The sequence below is a fragment of the Lentzea albida genome (assembly GCF_900111005.1).
In the GTDB taxonomy this organism is placed as follows: domain Bacteria; phylum Actinomycetota; class Actinomycetes; order Mycobacteriales; family Pseudonocardiaceae; genus Lentzea; species Lentzea albida.
Genome location: NZ_FOFV01000020.1, coordinates 118,017 through 133,125 on the forward strand (window position 1 = coordinate 118,017; position 15,109 = coordinate 133,125).

Annotated in this window: 16 protein-coding genes; 7 read left to right on the top strand and 9 right to left on the bottom strand. The window is 69.3% G+C overall.

Annotated elements, in window-relative coordinates:
* Positions 1–4: 4 nt before the first annotated feature.
* Positions 5–691, bottom strand: coding sequence for a class III extradiol dioxygenase subunit B-like domain-containing protein (locus tag BMY74_RS36665; protein ID WP_089924210.1), 687 nt, complete (start codon positions 689–691; stop codon positions 5–7).
* Between the two features lie 170 nt (positions 692–861).
* Between BMY74_RS36665 and BMY74_RS36670 the strand changes: the two genes are divergently transcribed.
* Positions 862–2,211 (top strand): DUF349 domain-containing protein, encoded by a 1,350-nt coding sequence (locus BMY74_RS36670; protein WP_089924213.1) that lies wholly within the window; start codon positions 862–864, stop codon positions 2,209–2,211.
* A 71-nt stretch (positions 2,212–2,282) separates the two neighbouring features.
* Here the strand turns inward: BMY74_RS36670 and BMY74_RS36675 are convergent, their stop codons facing one another.
* The 3 genes from BMY74_RS36675 to miaB form a co-directional block, all read right to left on the bottom strand.
* Positions 2,283–2,741 (bottom strand): DUF2690 domain-containing protein, encoded by a 459-nt coding sequence (locus BMY74_RS36675; protein WP_089924217.1) that lies wholly within the window; start codon positions 2,739–2,741, stop codon positions 2,283–2,285.
* Positions 2,742–2,863: 122 nt separating this feature from the next.
* The gene (locus BMY74_RS36680; RefSeq protein ID WP_245786558.1) at positions 2,864–3,331 is read right to left on the bottom strand and encodes an Rv2732c family membrane protein; all 468 of its coding nucleotides are present in this window, start codon (positions 3,329–3,331) and stop codon (positions 2,864–2,866) included.
* Entirely contained in the window at positions 3,328–4,809 is a 1,482-nt protein-coding gene (gene miaB / locus BMY74_RS36685) for a tRNA (N6-isopentenyl adenosine(37)-C2)-methylthiotransferase MiaB (protein WP_089924224.1), read from the bottom strand. The genes BMY74_RS36680 and miaB overlap by 4 nt, the downstream gene beginning before the upstream one ends.
* Positions 4,810–4,939: 130 nt before the next feature.
* Here miaB and BMY74_RS36690 point away from each other — a divergent pair, with 130 nt between their 5' ends.
* Positions 4,940–5,863, top strand: coding sequence for a TAXI family TRAP transporter solute-binding subunit (locus BMY74_RS36690; protein ID WP_245786559.1), 924 nt, complete (start codon positions 4,940–4,942; stop codon positions 5,861–5,863).
* Between the two features lie 3 nt (positions 5,864–5,866).
* On the opposite strand, the gene BMY74_RS36695 is transcribed toward BMY74_RS36690, so the two are convergent.
* A complete protein-coding gene (locus BMY74_RS36695) occupies positions 5,867–7,252 on the bottom strand; it encodes a sensor histidine kinase (RefSeq protein WP_089924232.1) in 1,386 nt (461 codons plus the stop codon).
* A gap of 54 nt (positions 7,253–7,306) precedes the next feature.
* Entirely contained in the window at positions 7,307–7,981 is a 675-nt protein-coding gene (locus BMY74_RS36700) for a response regulator transcription factor (RefSeq protein WP_089924238.1), read from the bottom strand.
* A gap of 159 nt (positions 7,982–8,140) precedes the next feature.
* Here BMY74_RS36700 and BMY74_RS36705 point away from each other — a divergent pair, with 159 nt between their 5' ends.
* The 4 genes from BMY74_RS36705 (at position 8,141) to BMY74_RS36720 (ending at position 11,398) form a co-directional block, all read left to right on the top strand.
* A complete protein-coding gene (locus BMY74_RS36705; RefSeq protein WP_177230107.1) occupies positions 8,141–8,869 on the top strand; it encodes an amino acid ABC transporter ATP-binding protein in 729 nt (242 codons plus the stop codon).
* Between the two features lie 39 nt (positions 8,870–8,908).
* The gene (locus BMY74_RS36710; protein WP_089924244.1) at positions 8,909–9,802 is read left to right on the top strand and encodes a glutamate ABC transporter substrate-binding protein; all 894 of its coding nucleotides are present in this window, start codon (positions 8,909–8,911) and stop codon (positions 9,800–9,802) included.
* A 79-nt stretch (positions 9,803–9,881) separates the two neighbouring features.
* Complete coding sequence (locus BMY74_RS36715; protein WP_089924248.1) at positions 9,882–10,529, top strand: amino acid ABC transporter permease; 648 nt, start codon at positions 9,882–9,884, stop codon at positions 10,527–10,529.
* Entirely contained in the window at positions 10,526–11,398 is an 873-nt protein-coding gene (locus tag BMY74_RS36720; RefSeq protein ID WP_089924439.1) for an amino acid ABC transporter permease, read from the top strand. Before BMY74_RS36715 ends, BMY74_RS36720 begins: the two co-directional genes overlap by 4 nt.
* Before the next feature lie 52 nt (positions 11,399–11,450).
* On the opposite strand, the gene BMY74_RS36725 is transcribed toward BMY74_RS36720, so the two are convergent.
* Entirely contained in the window at positions 11,451–11,720 is a 270-nt protein-coding gene (locus BMY74_RS36725; RefSeq protein ID WP_089924253.1) for a hypothetical protein, read from the bottom strand.
* A 125-nt stretch (positions 11,721–11,845) separates the two neighbouring features.
* Here BMY74_RS36725 and BMY74_RS36730 point away from each other — a divergent pair, with 125 nt between their 5' ends.
* On the top strand, positions 11,846–12,502 hold the full coding sequence (locus BMY74_RS36730; protein WP_089924443.1) for a response regulator: 657 nt from the start codon (positions 11,846–11,848) through the stop codon (positions 12,500–12,502).
* On the opposite strand, the gene BMY74_RS36735 is transcribed toward BMY74_RS36730, so the two are convergent.
* On the bottom strand, positions 12,489–13,238 hold the full coding sequence (locus BMY74_RS36735; protein WP_089924256.1) for a succinate dehydrogenase/fumarate reductase iron-sulfur subunit: 750 nt from the start codon (positions 13,236–13,238) through the stop codon (positions 12,489–12,491). The genes BMY74_RS36730 and BMY74_RS36735 overlap by 14 nt on opposite strands.
* Positions 13,235–15,103, bottom strand: a complete 1,869-nt coding sequence (locus tag BMY74_RS36740; protein WP_089924447.1) for a fumarate reductase/succinate dehydrogenase flavoprotein subunit — start codon at positions 15,101–15,103, stop codon at positions 13,235–13,237. Before BMY74_RS36740 ends, BMY74_RS36735 begins: the two co-directional genes overlap by 4 nt.
* Positions 15,104–15,109 lie beyond the last annotated feature (6 nt).

A 15,109-nucleotide genomic window follows, 5' to 3' on the forward strand; every position in this document is an offset into this window, starting at 1 on the left:
GTGGTCACGGGCGCTCCCAGACGGCGACGTGGTAGCCCACGCCGAACGGTGCGAAGAACTCGGCGCTCGAGCAGCGCCACGGACCGGGCACGCCGGCGAGGACCTGCCACGCCGCACGCCCCTGCGCGCCCAGCTCGCGGGCCAGATCGGGGTCTAGGCCGAGCAGGCCGTCGACGTCGGCGGCGGCCAGGAGGTCGTGGACCACCGAGTCGAAAGGCCCCGAACGCTCGTCGTCGGACCCCGGCGAGCGCGGGCCGTGCCGCGTCGATCCGTCCCCCAGGACCAGCAGGCCCGCGGCCCCGGTGTCGGCGGCGAGTCGTTGTCCAAACGAGACACAATCCGAAGTGGGCAGGTCGTGCGGCACGAGTTCAACGCGTGACACCTCGACTCCGCAGCGTTCCCGCAGCCACGCGGTGATTAGCACCGGCAAAGGAATCGTGGCGTCGGGCGGCAGGTCACCCCCGAGTGTCACGGGGACGTCGACCCCATAACCGAGAAAAGTTCCCGACAACGGCGGCACGAACGTGGAGGGGCCACTTCCGTCGACGGCCACCGCGACCCACGGACCGGGCAGTTTTCCTGCTGCGGCAAGGGTTGCGGCGCGCACGGGCTCGGTCTCGGCGGCGGCGCCGGAGACCAGTTCCGGCACCAGGAGGGGTGGGTGCGGCACCACCGCAGCGCGGGTGATCACAACGAACGAGGCTACCTATCGTGGACTCCCAGTACCGAGTCGAGCTCTGACCTGTTTGAATGCGCGCGGGGAACTGGGGACGGGAGACCCTCCAGCGCCCGTATTGCATCGGCCCCGCCAACGGCGGGGCGCCCGTGGCAGGCACGGGCGTCAGATGGGAGGAACCGGCGATGTCGGAGCAGGACAGCACACCGCAGGCCGTGGCGGAGACCGCCCCAGTCGAGGGTGCAGCCGAGGGCGGGGTCGAACAAACGCCGAAGGAGACCGCGGCGCAGGCGACGCCTCCGGCCGTCCCCGTGGCGTCGGACCACCCTGACCGCTGGGGGCGCGTGGACGCCGACGGCACCGTGTACGTGAAGACCGAGGACGGCGAACGCGCTGTCGGGTCGTGGCAGGCCGGTGAGCCGGTCGAGGGCCTCGCGCACTTCGCGCGGCGCTTCGACGACCTGCGCACCGAGGTCGAGCTGCTCGTGTCGCGGCTCGCCTCCGGCGCCGGCGACCCCAAGCACGCCCTGACCAGCGCGAAGCACGTCAAGGAGCAGCTGGCCGAGGCCGCCGTCGTCGGCGACCTGAAGGCGCTGGCCGCCCGCGTCGAGCACGTGCTGGAGCGGGCCGAGGCGGGCATGGAGAAGGCGAAGGAGGCCAAGGAGGCCGCCCGAGCCCAGTCCGTGGCGCGCAAGCAGGCGCTCGTCGACGAGGCCGAGTCGATCGCCAACGAGTCGACCCAGTGGAAGGTCGCGGGCGACCGGCTGCGCGCGATCCTCGACGAGTGGAAGACCATCCGCGGCGTCGACCGCAAGACCGACGAGCAGCTGTGGCGCCGGTTCTCGAAGGCCCGTGACGCGTTCAACCGCCGCCGCGGCTCGCACTTCGCCGACCTCGACCGCCAGCGTTCGGTCGCGAAGTCGTCGAAGCAGGCGCTGGTCGAGGAGGCCGAGAAGCTCGTCGACTCCGACGACTGGGGCCCCACGGCCGGTCGCTACAAGGAGCTGATGGTCGAGTGGAAGGCCGCCGGGCGTGCGCCCAAGGAGGCCGACGACGCGTTGTGGCAGCGGTTCCGCGCCGCGCAGGACGCGTTCTTCCAGAAGCGCTCCGAGGCGTTCAGCGAGCGTGACGCCGAGTTCTCGGCCAACGCGAAGCTGAAGGAGGAGCTGCTCGCCGAGGCCGAGACGATCGACCCGTCGACCGATCTGGAGGCGGCGCGCAACCACCTCTACAAGATCCAGGAGCGGTGGGACGCGATCGGCAAGGTGCCGCGCGAGCGCATCCGCGAGCTCGAGGGCAAGCTCCGCGCCATCGAGGAGAGGGTCCGCGGCGCGGTCGACGCCCAGTGGCGCCGGTCCGACCCCGAGGCCGAGGCCCGCGTGGCGCAGTTCCGCGAGCGCGTGGAGCAGTTCGAGGCGCAGGCCGCGAAGGCCCGTGCCGCGGGCGACAAGCGCCGCACCGAGCAGGCCGAGGCGCAGGCGGCGCAGTGGCGCGAGTGGCTCGCCGCCGCCGAGCAGGCCCTGGCCACCCGCTAGAGGCTCTAACGCCTGCTTGAAGTTGTGGCGAAGGGCCCTTCTCCATCCTCGGAGAAGGGCCCTTCGTCAGGTCAGCAGGTCGACGCCTTGGCGTTCGCGTCGAAGGTCGCGCCGCCGTTCCAGTCGGCCTGGCCCCAGCCGCACCTCGTGGCTCCGGGCGAGTAGACCATGTTGCCCCAGTGCGCACCGGCCGCGGGGGACGCGAAGAAGTCCACGTACTTGTTGCGCGGACGGTCCCAGACGGTGAGCTGCAGGTCCTTGCCGGGACGTGTGCTGCCGCCCTGGTAGGCGGAGAAGCGCACCCACTTCGTGCCGCAGGCCGACGAGTAGCGCAGCTCGAACAGCCCCTTGGCGGTGGACGACGAGCCGACCGTGGTCGCGCCCGACGCGCAGCCGGTGACCTCCGGGTCCCTGTTGTCGCAGCCGGTGCCCGAACACGTCGCCGCGCTCGCCACCCCTGGTGCCATCGACAGCAAAGACGCGCACGCCGTGACCAGCAGTGCGGCCCTGCCGAGTTTTCCGAGCGTCATCAGAGGACTCCCCCCTCGTGGATCTGCACGAACGGGAAGAACACTGGCAGCCGGGAACCAGGGCGAACAGCGACAACCTCCACGACCGACCTCCACGTTCGATCGTGGAGGTCGGGCCGAGATCAGAGCTGGGGCGGGCGGGACGCCGCGATCTTCACCCACTTGACGAGCAGCACCACCACGGCGATCACCGCGATGACCAGCCCGATGCCGGGGCCGGGTCCGATGGTCTTGTTGCTCGTCGTCGTCTGCTGCGTCCAGATCGACAGCACCCCGATGATCGACCCCGCGAACAGCCCCAGCGAGCACACCCAGGTGAGCACCCAGCGCCGCACCGCGAGCGTGATCCCGGAGCCCGCCACGCCGACGGCGAGGGCCAGGTACGAGAACAGCGTCGGGAGGAACAGCTCCGACTCGCCGAGCACGACCTGCAGGCCCGAGTGCTCGCCGACCCACGGCAGGATCAGCGACACCAGGATCGCGAGCACCGCGATGGAGATCGTCAGAGCTCCCGTGCCGGGGTCGATCCTCTTGGCCGCCTGGCGCTCGACCGCGTCCACTTCCTTGCGCAAGAAGTCCTCGTCACTCACTGGGCCGCACATCCCGACACGGCGGGCAGCGGGGCGGGCGCCCCGAACGACGGCAGACCGAGGCCGATGCCCGCGGTCTTGGGCTTGATGCCGGCCTCGGAGCGGTCGCCGGCCTTGGTGCGGCGCCACGACAGCGGTTCGCCGTCCGCCACGAGGTAGTGCGGGGCCGCGTACGTCACGACCGTCTCCACCACGTCACCGGGACGCGGAACCGTCGCTCCCGGCGTGAAGTGCACGAGACGACCGTCGCGCGCACGGCCGCTCATGCGCAGCGTCTCGGCGTCGCGCTTGCCCTCACCGGTGGCGACGAGGACCTCGACCGTGCGGCCGACCTGCTCCTTGTTGAGCGTGTGCGTCATCTCGTTCTGCAACGCCACGAGCCGGTCGAAGCGCTCCTGCACCACGGCCTTCGGCAGCTGGTCCGGCAGCTCGGCGGCGGGCGTTCCCGGCCGCTTCGAGTACTGGAACGTGAACGCCGACGAGAAACGGGCCTGGCGCACGACGTCGAGCGTGCCCTGGAAGTCCTCTTCGGTCTCACCGGGGAACCCGACGATGATGTCGGTGGTGATCGCGGCGTCCGGCATGGCGGCGCGGACCTTCTCGATGATCCCCAGGTACTTCTCGGTGCGGTACGAGCGGCGCATCGCCTTGAGCAGGCGGTCCGAACCGGACTGCAGCGGCATGTGCAGGCTGTGGCACACGTTCGGCGTCTCGGCCATCGCGGCGATGACGTCGTCGGTGAAGTCCTTGGGGTGCGGCGAGGTGAAGCGCACGCGCTCCAGGCCCTCGATCTCCCCGGTGGCGCGCAACAGCTTGCCGAACGCGAGCCGGTCGCCGAACTCGACGCCGTAGGAGTTCACGTTCTGCCCCAGCAACGTCACCTCCAGCACGCCCTCGTCCACCAGCGTCTGCACCTCGGCCAGCACGTCACCGGGACGGCGGTCCTTCTCCTTGCCGCGCAACGACGGCACGATGCAGAACGTGCAGGTGTTGTTGCAGCCCACCGAGATCGACACCCAGCCCGAGTAGGCCGAGTCGCGCGCGGCCGGCAACGACGACGGGAACGTCTCCAGCGCGTCGAGGATCTCGACCTGCGCCTCCTCGTTGTGGCGCGCGCGTTCGAGCAGCACCGGCAGCGAGCCGATGTTGTGCGTGCCGAACACGACGTCGACCCAGGGGGCGCGCCGGACGATCTCGCTGCGGTCCTTCTGCGCGAGGCAGCCGCCGACGGCGATCTGCATGCCGGGCTTCGCCGCCTTCTGCGGGGCGAGGTGGCCGAGCGTGCCGTACAGCTTGTTGTCGGCGTTCTCGCGGACCGCGCAGGTGTTGAAGACGACGACGTCGGGCTGCTCGGCCTCGGTGGCCCGCTCGTAGCCCGCGTCCTCGAGCAGACCGGCGAGGCGCTCGGAGTCGTGCACGTTCATCTGACACCCGAACGTGCGGATCTGGAAGCTCTTGCGAACCTGCGCGGTACTCACGCCAACACGATAACCCCTGGTCAGTGGCCCGAGTTTCGCGGACCGGGCAAAGCGGCGCCGACGTGCGCCGTGACCAGGCGAGACCTTCGTCGGGTGCAAGCACCGCCCACCCCCGTGGCACGATGCGCTGGTGCTGGGACGAGTGCATGCCGCCGTGAGCCTGTTGACCGCCGCAACGGTCCTGACGGGCTGTAGCAGCACGGTGTCGGACATCAAGATCACGATGGCCACCGGCAGTCCCGGCGGGGTCTACTACTCGCTCGGCCGGGGTCTCGCGGACATCTGGAGCGGGCGGCTCGGCATCGCGAAGCCCCAGGTCGTCGCCACCGCCGGGTCCAAGGACAACGTCACCCGGCTGATCAACGACCAGGCGCAGGTCGGTTTCTCGCAGGCGGACGCGCTCGAAGGCGTCGAGGGCTCCGGCAAGCTGCGCGCGTTGGCCCGCATGCACGACGACTACCTGCAGGTCATCGTGCGCGCCGACCTTCCCGTGACGAAGCTGCGCGACCTGTCCGGGCTGCGCGTGTCGATCGGCGGGCGGGAGTCCGGCGTCGAGATCATCGCGAGCGAGCTGCTCAAGTCGGCGGGCGTCACCCCGCAGGCGGTCAACCTCAACCTCGACGACTCGGCGCAGGCGATGCGGGAGGGCAGGCTGGATGCGTTCTTCTGGTCGGGAGGGTTGCCCACCCTGGCCATCACGGACCTCACCAAGGGCCTCGGCGTGCGGATGCTCGACCTGAGCGACGTGCTGCCGAAGTTCCGCCAGGAGAAGCCCGTCTACGGGTCGGCGACGCTGCCCGCGTCGACCTACAACCTCCAGTCCGACCCGGTCGGGCCGGTCATCACGCTCGTCGTGCGCAACTTCCTGCTCGTCAACGAGAAGATGCCCGACGACGTCGCCGAAGCGCTGGTGCGGCAGCTGTTCGACGGCCAGCCGGAGCTCGTGAAGGCGCACTCGGCGGCCCGCACCATAGAGCAGCGGTCCGCCATCGAGACGTCACCGGTGCCGCTGCACAACGGCGCGATGCGCTACTACCGCGAAGCCAAGGTCTGAGACCTAGATCGCGGGCAGTTCCACCACGACCTTCAGGCCACCGTCCTGCGGGGACTCCAGCCGCACGACGCCGTCGACGCGTTCCACGACCAGCCGCACGATCGAGAGCCCCAGCCCGGATCCGGGCACGTTCTGGTGCGCCGGGCTGCGCCAGAACCGGTCGGTGGCCCGTTCCAGCTCGTCCGGCTGCAGCCCGGGCCCGCCGTCGGCGACGGAGAGCCGCACGACGCCGTCGGCCTTGCGGGCGTCGACGACGATCAGCGTGCCCTCCGGGGTGAACTTCAGCGCGTTGTCCAGCAACGCGTCCAGGATCGTCTCGACGCCGCGCGGCGGGGCCAGGACCATGCCGACCTTCTGCCCGTCCAGCACGAGGTGCACGTCCTTCGCCGCCGCGGCCGACTGCCACGCCGACAGCCGTGCCGCCACGGACCTGTCGACGTCGACCGGCACCGGGTCGACGGAGCTCGACTCGGCGCGCGCCATGGCGAGCAGCTCGTCGAGGATGCGGTTGAGGCGGTCGGTCTCGCTCAGCGCCTCGACCTGGTGCACCTCCGCCTCGGAGTCGACGTGACCCTCCAGGTTGGACAGACGGAGTTTCAGGGCGGTCAACGGGTTGCGCAGCTGGTGCGAGGCGTCCGCGACGAACGCCCGCTGGGACGCGAGCACATCGCTCACGTTCGCGGCCATCTGGTCGAAGGAGCGGCTGAGCTGCCGCAGTTCCGGCGGCCCGCTCTCCGCGCCGACCGGCGGCACCGGACGGCCCGACACCACCGCCGCGAGCAGCTTGCCCGTCGCGTCGTCGAGCGCCTGCACCGGGCGCATCGTCCAGCGCACCACCGGCAGCGCCAGCAGCACCGCCAGCGCGAGCACCAGCAGGCTCGCCGCGAGCAGCAACGCCCACCAGGCGAGCACCTCGAAGCGGGTCTTCGCCGTCGGCGAGAACGTGATCACCGCGCCGCGCACCTCGCCGTCGACCAGGACGGGTTCGGCGAGCACGAGCCGCGTCTCGTCCCAGGGCATGAACAGCGTCGGCGCTTCCGGCAGCCGCCCGGCCAGGGCCTTGCTGACCAGGTCCTGCACGCCGCTCTCGCCGAGCGCGAGGTCGTTGCGCGACGACACCAGCGGCACCGTCGGGGCGTCGCGCGCCACGACGGCCACGCCGATGTCGTAGAGCTCGTCGTAGCGCTGCAGCTCGGGCCGCAGCAGGTCGGGCTTGTCGTCGATCAGCGGCCGCGCGGCCAGCGAGGCGAACCGGCTGGTGTCGGTGAGCCGGTCGAGGAACATCTCCTGCTGCTCCGCGGCCGCCACGTTGCGGCCCAGCGGCACGCCGAGACCCACCAGGACCAGCACGACGAGGGCGAGCACCACGCCCAGCAACCGGGACCTCACAGGCCCTCACCCCACCCGATCACGACACGCCGACCCAAGATCACCCAATCGAGATCACACCTGCCCCAGCCGGTAGCCGACGCCGCGCACGGTCTCCAGCAACGCGGGCCTGCCGAGCTTGGTCCGCAACGTCGCCACGTGCACGTCCAGCGTCCGGTTCGCGCCGGACCACGTGCGGCCCCACACCTCGGCGAGGATGCGCTCGCGCGTGCACACAGCGCCACCGGCCGCCATCACCAGTGCGAGCACCTGGAACTCCTTGCGCGACAGAGCGACCGACTCCCCGGCCACCGTGACCTCGTGGCGTCCCAGGTCGACGCGCACGTCGCCGGTCTCGAACACCTCCGTCGACGCCGCGCCCACCCCCACGGGATCGGCGCCGCGCCGGCGGCGGACGGCGTGCACGCGGGCGACCAGCTCACCCACGTCGTAGGGCTTGACCAGGTAGTCGTCGGCCCCGGCGTGCAGGCCGAGGATCCGGTCGTCGATCTCGCCGCGCGCGGACACCACGATGATCGCGACGTCCGAGGCGGCCCTGATGGCACGGCACAGCGTCACGCCGTCCATGTCGGGCAGGCCGAGGTCGAGCAGCACCACGTCGACGCCGGCGAGGCGGTCGAGCGTGCCGCGGCCAGTGGCCTGCCGGTCCACGTGGAAACCCCGCCTGGTCAGGGCGGGGACCAAGGCCTCGGCGACCCTGTCGTCGTCCTCGACGAGCAGCACGCGCACTTTCGCTACCTCCCGGGCAACCGATGTCTGCCTGTGACAGAGTTGAGACCCTAAGTCTTGCTCAATGTCCTGGACTGGTGTGGTGGCGGACACCTAGGTTTCCGCCAACGCCGACGACCCCAAATGGAGGACTGGATGACTGCCGCCTCTGCACCGCCGATGATTCGCGTGGCGGGTGTGGACAAGTTCTTCGGCCCGTTGCACGTGCTCAAGAACGTGCAGCTGGAAGTGCCGAAGGGGCAGGTCGTGGTCGTGCTGGGGCCGTCGGGTTCCGGTAAGTCGACCCTGTGCCGGACCATCAACCGCCTCGAGCCGATCGATTCCGGCGTCATCGAGGTCGACGGGCAGCCGCTTCCCGCCGAAGGAAAAGAACTGGCCCGACTCCGTGCCGACGTCGGCATGGTGTTCCAGTCCTTCAACCTGTTCGCGCACAAGACCATCGTCGAGAACGTGATGCTCGCTCCGGTGAAGGTCCGCAAGACCCCGGCCGCCGACGCCCGCAGGACCGCGATGGAACTGCTGGAGCGGGTCGGGATCGCGAACCAGGCCGACAAGTTCCCGGCTCAGCTCTCCGGTGGGCAGCAGCAGCGCGCGGCGATCGCCCGTGCGCTCGCCATGAAGCCGAAGGTGATGCTGTTCGACGAACCGACCTCGGCGCTCGACCCCGAGATGGTCCAGGAGGTCCTGGACGTCATGACGGGCCTCGCAAAGGACGGCATGACGATGCTCGTCGTCACGCACGAGATGGGCTTCGCCCGCAAGGCCGCGGACCGGGTGATCTTCATGTCCGACGGCGAGGTCGTCGAGGACTCGACCCCGGAAGAGTTCTTCTCGGCCCCGAAGTCCAACCGCGCGAAGGACTTCCTTGGCAAGATCCTGACTCACTAGTAGTCAGCCCACTTTCGAACGAATGGCAGGAGAAGGACGATGAGGGTTCGCACCCTTGCGGCGGTGCTGCTCACGGGCGCACTGGCCCTGACCGCGTGTGGCAAGGAAGGCAGCCCGGCCGACCAGGGCGCCGCGCCCGCCGGTCTGTTCGAGGTCGCCAAGGACGTCAAGGTCGACGGCTCGCCCACGTTCGAGAAGATCAAGTCTCGTGGCTCGCTGATCGTCGGTGTGAAGGAAGACCAGCCGGGTCTGGGCTACAAGGACCCGACGACCAACAAGTACACCGGCTTCGACATCGACATCGCGCGACTGGTCTCGGCGAAGCTGGGCTTCGACCCCGAGAAGATCCAGTTCAAGACGATCCAGTCCGCCGCGCGCGAGCAGGCGCTGATCAACGGTGACGTCGACTACTACGTCGGCACCTACACGATCAACGCGGGCCGCAAGGAGAAGGTCGCGTTCGCGGGCCCGTACTTCGTCGCCGGCCAGGACCTGCTGGTGAAGAAGGACGACTCGTCGATCACCGGCCCGGAGACCCTCAAGGGCAAGAAGGTCTGCTCGGTCACCGGCTCCACGCCGATCAAGAAGATCCGCGACAACGGCTACACCGAGCCCGAGAACATCCTCGAGTTCCAGGGCTACTCGCAGTGCGTCACGAAGCTGCTCAACGGTGAGGTCGACGCGGTCACCACGGACGACGCGATCCTCAAGGGCTACGCGGCCGCCGAGGAGGGCAAGCTGAAGGTCGTCGGCAAGACGTTCTCCAGCGAGCCGTACGGCATCGGCCTGCCCAAGGACGACAAGGCCCTGCGCGACAAGGTGAACGACATCCTGCAGGCCGCGCTCGACGGTGGCGACTGGCAGAAGATCTACGACGGCACGCTCGGCAAGTCGGGTTCGGCGGCCCAGAAGCCGACGATCGACCGCTACTGACGGCTGATCACGTGGCCGGTGGATCCCACGTGGGTCCACCGGCCGTTCCTTTGAAGGCGGACGGACGGCAAGGAAACCGATGAGCGTCCTCACCAACAACCTAGATCTCTTCCTGCGGCTTTTCGGCCAGACCCTGCAGCTCTTCGCGATCTCCGCGGTGCTGTCGCTGGTGCTGGGCACGCTCCTCGCCGCGCTGCGGGTCAGCCCGGTCCCGGTGTTCCGGGGCATCGGGGCGACCTACGTGACGGTGCTGCGCAACACGCCGCTGACGCTGGTGTTCGTGTTCTTCCTCTTCGCGTACCCGCTCCTGGAGATCGTGAAGATCGAGCCCTACACCGCGGCCGTGACCGCGTTGTCGCTCTACACCGCGGCCTTCGTCTGCGAGGTCGTGCGCTCGGGCATCAACACCGTGCCGGTCGGGCAGGCCGAGGCCTCCCGCGCGCTCGGTCTCACGTTCACGCAGATGCTCGGCAACGTGGTGCTGCCGCAGGCGTTGCGCTCGGTGGTGCCGCCGATGACGAGCACCATGATCGCGTTGCTGAAGAACACGACGGTCGCGTCCGGCTTCGCCGTCCCCCAGGCCGGTTCGATCCGCGACGCGCTGTCGGAGCAGGGTGACAACGTCCTGTTCGGACTCCTCTGGGTGGCGATCGGCTTCGTCGTCCTGGTGATGCCGCTGACGTACGTCCAGCAGGTCTTCGAGAAGCGGTGGAGCGTGGCCCGATGAGCATGGTGCTGTTCGACGTCCCCGGCCCGAAGGCCCGCGTCCGTCACAAGATCATGGCCGTCGTCGGCATCGCCGCGGCGCTCGCCGCGATCGCGTACGTCGTCATGCGGTTCATCGCGACCGACCAGTTCACCGCCCGCAGGCTCGACTGGATCAACTACAAGCAGATCCAGCTGTCGCTCGTCGAGGCGATCGGCAACACGCTGTCGGCGTTCGGCGTCGGCGCGGTGCTCGCACTGGCGTTCGGCGCGATCTTCGCGGCGGCCCGGCTCTCCGACCACGCCTGGGTGCGCGGTCCCGCCGCGGTGATCGTCGAGATCTTCCGCGCCATCCCACTCGTGATCATGATGTTCTTCTTCTACTACGGCCTTCCCGTGGCCGGGGTGAAGCTGAGCGCGTTCACGGCGGTCGTGGTCAGCCTGATGCTGTACAACGGCTCGGTGCTCGCGGAGATCTTCCGCGCGGGCATCAACTCGCTGCCGAAGGGGCAGTCCGAGGCCGCGTACGCCCTGGGCATGCGCAAGACGCAGGTGATGACGTTCGTGCTGCTGCCGCAGGCGCTGCGGGCGATGCTGCCGACCATCATCAGCCAGCTCGTCGTGCTGCTGAAGGACACCGCGCTCGGCTTCCTCATCACGTTCGAGGAACTGCTGCGGTGGGGCACGCGCATCGGTGGTGACGCGGTGAACTTCGGCCGTCCGATGATCTCGGTGATGATCGTGGTCGCCCTGATCTACATCGGACTGTGCCTGTTGCTCACGTGGTTCGCGAACTACCTCGAGAAGCGCAACCGCCGCAACAAGAAGGTCATCCACCGCGAGGACGACAAGGCCGAGATGCTGGTGCTCACCAGCGACGCCAACGCCTGACGGTTCCCGCGGTACAGGGGCGTGTCCACTCCGGACACGCCCCTTTCGCTTGTCAGACGTTCCAGTCGACGACACCGCTCCAGTCCTGCCCGGACTCCCCCACGACGTCGAGGCAGAAGGTGGTGCCGGCCGGGAAGTTCGCGCCGAGCAGCCTGCGCGAGCGGTCGCCCGCCGGGAACAGCACGGGGGAGCCCGCGACCCGTTCGTCGCGGCACCACCGGATCTCCAGGTCGACCGGGCTGTCGGTGACGCGGAGCCAGACGTCCGAGCCGTCCACGGTGACCGTGCGGACGGCGAGCAGGTCGGCCGATGCGGTGCGCATGCAGCGGAACGTAGCCGCGGCAGCGGAACCGGGTCGTCCCACGGGGAGTGGATCTCCCCTCAACTTTCGCGGTACGCTCCTGGTGGGGGACCTTCCGCGGTGACGTCACATGGATGAGGGGCATCGTGACGCGCGTGCTTGTGGTCGACGACCAGCCGTTGTTCCGTGCGGGTCTGGTCGCGTTGCTCAACGCTTCACCCGGTCTGACCGTCGTCGGCGAGGCCGGGGACGGCGACACCGCCGCCGCGCTCGCCGAGTCGTCGCGGCCGGACGTGGTCCTGCTGGACATCCGCCTGCCGGGGCTGGCCGCGCTCGCCCGCGTGGCGACGTCCGCGCGGGTGCTGGTGCTCACCACGTTCGACCTGGACGAGCACGTCCACGAGGCGTTGCGGCTGGGCGCGGCAGGGTTCGTGCTGAAGGAGTCCGAGCCGGCCAGGCTGATCGCCGCGATCAAGGCAGTCGCGTCCGGGGAGATGCAGTTCAGCCCCACGGTGATGCGCAGGCTCGTGGCGGCCTACCTGAGAGGCGACTCCGACGCGTCGCCGTGGCGTTCGGTCGGGCTGGAAGAACTCACGGACCGCGAACGCGAGGTGCTGCGGCTCGTCGGCACGGGGCTGACGAACACGGCGATCGCGGCCCGGCTGTCGGTCACCGAGGGCACGGTGAAGACGCACCTCAACCGCGTCATGACGAAGCTGCGGCTGACCAGCCGGGCCCAGGCCGTGGTGATGGCGTACGAGTCCCGGCTGGTCGTGCCGCAGGGTGTCGCTAGGACCGCCTGAAGAGCTTGTTGCCCAGCCAGACGATCGGGTCGTACTTGCGGTCGGCGACGCGCTCCTTCATCGGGATGAGCGCGTTGTCGGTGATGTGGATGTGCTCGGGGCACACCTCGGTGCAGCACTTGGTGATGTTGCACAGCCCGAGACCGTGCTGGTCCTGCGCCTGGTCGACGCGGTCCGCGGTGTCGAGCGGGTGCATCTCCAGTTCGGCGACGCGCATGAGGAACCGCGGCCCCGAGAACGCCTCCTTGTTCTCCTCGTGGTCACGCACCACGTGGCAGGTGTTCTGGCACAGGAAGCACTCGATGCACTTGCGGAACTCCTGCGAGCGCTCGACGTCGACCTGCTGCATCCGGTACTCGCCCGGCGCCAGGTCCTTCGGCGGCGCGAACGACGGGACCTCGCGCGCCTTGGTGTAGTTGAAGGACACGTCGGTCACGAGGTCGCGGATGATCGGGAACGTCCGCATCGGCGTGACCGTGATCGTCTCCGACTCCTCGAAGACCGACATGCGGGTCATGCACAGCAGGCGCGGGCGCCCGTTGATCTCCGCCGAGCACGAGCCGCACTTGCCCGCCTTGCAGTTCCACCGCACCGCGAGGTCCGGCGCCTGCGTGGCCTGCAGCCGGTGGATGATGTCGAGCACGACCTCACCCTCGTTGACCTCGACGGTGAAGTCCTCCAGCGCGCCGCCGGAGTCGTCACCGCGCCACACCCGGAACTTCCCCTGGTAGCTCATGACAACTCCTCGGAGGTGAGGTACTTCTCCAGTTCGGTGCGGTCGAACAGGTCCAGCAGGTCGGACCGGATCGGGATCTGCGGCTTCTCCACGACGCTGACGCCGTCGCCGGAAGCCGTGCACACCAGCAGCTTCCGCCGCCACTCCGCGTCCATCGACGGGTGGTCGTCGCGGGTGTGGCCGCCGCGGGACTCGGTGCGCAGCAACGCCGCCTTCGCCACGCACTCCGACACGAGCAGCATGTTGCGCAGGTCGAGCGCCAGGTGCCAGCCGGGGTTGAACTGCTGGTGGCCCTCGACGGTGAGCGACCGCGCGCGTTCCTTGAGCTTCTCCAGCCGCTGCAACGCCTCTTCCATCTCCCCGGCGCGGCGGATGATGCCGACGAGGTCGTTCATCGACTGCTGCAGCTCCATGTGCAGCGTGTACGGGTTCTCACCGCCCTCCTGCTGGAACGGTTTGAGCGCCGTGGCCCGTGCCTCGGTGACGATGTCCTCGGCGACGACGGGACGGTCCTTCAGCGCCAGCACGTACTCCGCCGCTCCCGCACCCGCTCGCCGGCCGAACACCAGCAGGTCGGACAGCGAGTTGCCGCCCAGCCGGTTCGAGCCGTGCATGCCGCCGGAGACCTCACCGGCCGCGTAGAGCCCTGCCACGGAGGAGGAACCGGTGTCCGGGTCGACCTCGACGCCGCCCATCACGTAGTGGCAGGTCGGGCCGACCTCCATCGGCTGCGCGGTGATGTCCACGTCGGCCAGTTCCTTGAACTGGTGGTGCATGGACGGCAGCCGGCGGCGGATCTCCTCGGCGGGCAGACGTGTGGACACGTCGAGGAAGACGCCGCCGTGGGGTGATCCCCTGTCCGCCTTGACCTCGGAGTTGATCGCACGGGCGACCTCGTCCCGTGGCAGCAGCTCCGGCGGGCGCCGGTTGTTCGCCTGGTCGGTGTACCAGCGGTCGGCCTCCTCCTCGTTGTCCGCGTACTTGTCCTTGAACACCTCGGGGATGTAGTCGAACATGAACCGCTTGCCGTCGGAGTTGCGCAGCACGCCGCCGTCACCGCGGACCGACTCGGTGACGAGGATGCCCTTCACCGACGGCGGCCAGACCATCCCCGTGGGGTGGAACTGGATGAACTCCATGTTGATCAGCGAGGCCCCGGCGCGCATCGCGAGCGCGTGGCCGTCGCCGGTGTACTCCCAGGAGTTCGAGGTGACCTTGAACGACTTGCCGATGCCGCCGGTCGCGAGGATCACCGCGGGCGCCTCGAAGAGCACGAACCGGCCGGACTCGCGCCAGTAGCCGAACGCGCCGGCGATCCTGTCCCCGTCCTTCGCGAGCTCGGTGACGGTGAACTCCTGGAACACCCGCAGGCGTGCCTCGTAGTCGCCGAACTCCTTGAAGTCGTCCTGCTGCAACGACACGATCTTCTGCTGCAGCGTGCGGATCAGTTCGAGGCCGGTGCGGTCGCCGACGTGGGCGAGGCGCGGGTACTCGTGGCCGCCGAAGTTGCGCTGCGAGATCCGGCCGTCCTTGGTGCGGTCGAACAGCGCGCCGTAGGTCTCGAGCTCCCAGACCCGTTGCGGCGCCTCCTGTGCGTGCAGCTCGGCCATGCGCCAGTTGTTGAGGAACTTGCCGCCGCGCATGGTGTCGCGGAAGTGGACCTGCCAGTTGTCGCTCTCGTTCGCGTTGCCCATGGCGGCGGCGATGCCGCCCTCGGCCATGACGGTGTGGGCCTTGCCGAACAACGACTTGCAGAGGACGGCGGTGCGCAGGCCGTGCTCACGGGCCTCGATCGCGGCTCGCAGACCGGCACCACCCGCGCCGATGACGAGAACGTCGAACGAATGCCTTTCCAGCTCGGGCAAAACCAC

Excerpts from the sequence above, each read along its gene's own strand:
- BMY74_RS36670 (WP_089924213.1), top strand. The coding sequence starts at position 862 with ATGTCGGAGCAGGACAGCACACCGCAGGCCGTGGCGGAGACCGCCCCA.
- BMY74_RS36675 (WP_089924217.1), bottom strand. The coding sequence starts at position 2,741 with ATGACGCTCGGAAAACTCGGCAGGGCCGCACTGCTGGTCACGGCGTGC.
- BMY74_RS36735 (WP_089924256.1), bottom strand. The coding sequence starts at position 13,238 with ATGAGCTACCAGGGGAAGTTCCGGGTGTGGCGCGGTGACGACTCCGGC.
- BMY74_RS36715 (WP_089924248.1), top strand. The coding sequence starts at position 9,882 with ATGAGCGTCCTCACCAACAACCTAGATCTCTTCCTGCGGCTTTTCGGC.
- BMY74_RS36725 (WP_089924253.1), bottom strand. The coding sequence starts at position 11,720 with ATGCGCACCGCATCGGCCGACCTGCTCGCCGTCCGCACGGTCACCGTG.
- BMY74_RS36720 (WP_089924439.1), top strand. The coding sequence starts at position 10,526 with ATGAGCATGGTGCTGTTCGACGTCCCCGGCCCGAAGGCCCGCGTCCGT.
- BMY74_RS36710 (WP_089924244.1), top strand. The coding sequence starts at position 8,909 with ATGAGGGTTCGCACCCTTGCGGCGGTGCTGCTCACGGGCGCACTGGCC.
- BMY74_RS36705 (WP_177230107.1), top strand. The coding sequence starts at position 8,141 with ATGATTCGCGTGGCGGGTGTGGACAAGTTCTTCGGCCCGTTGCACGTG.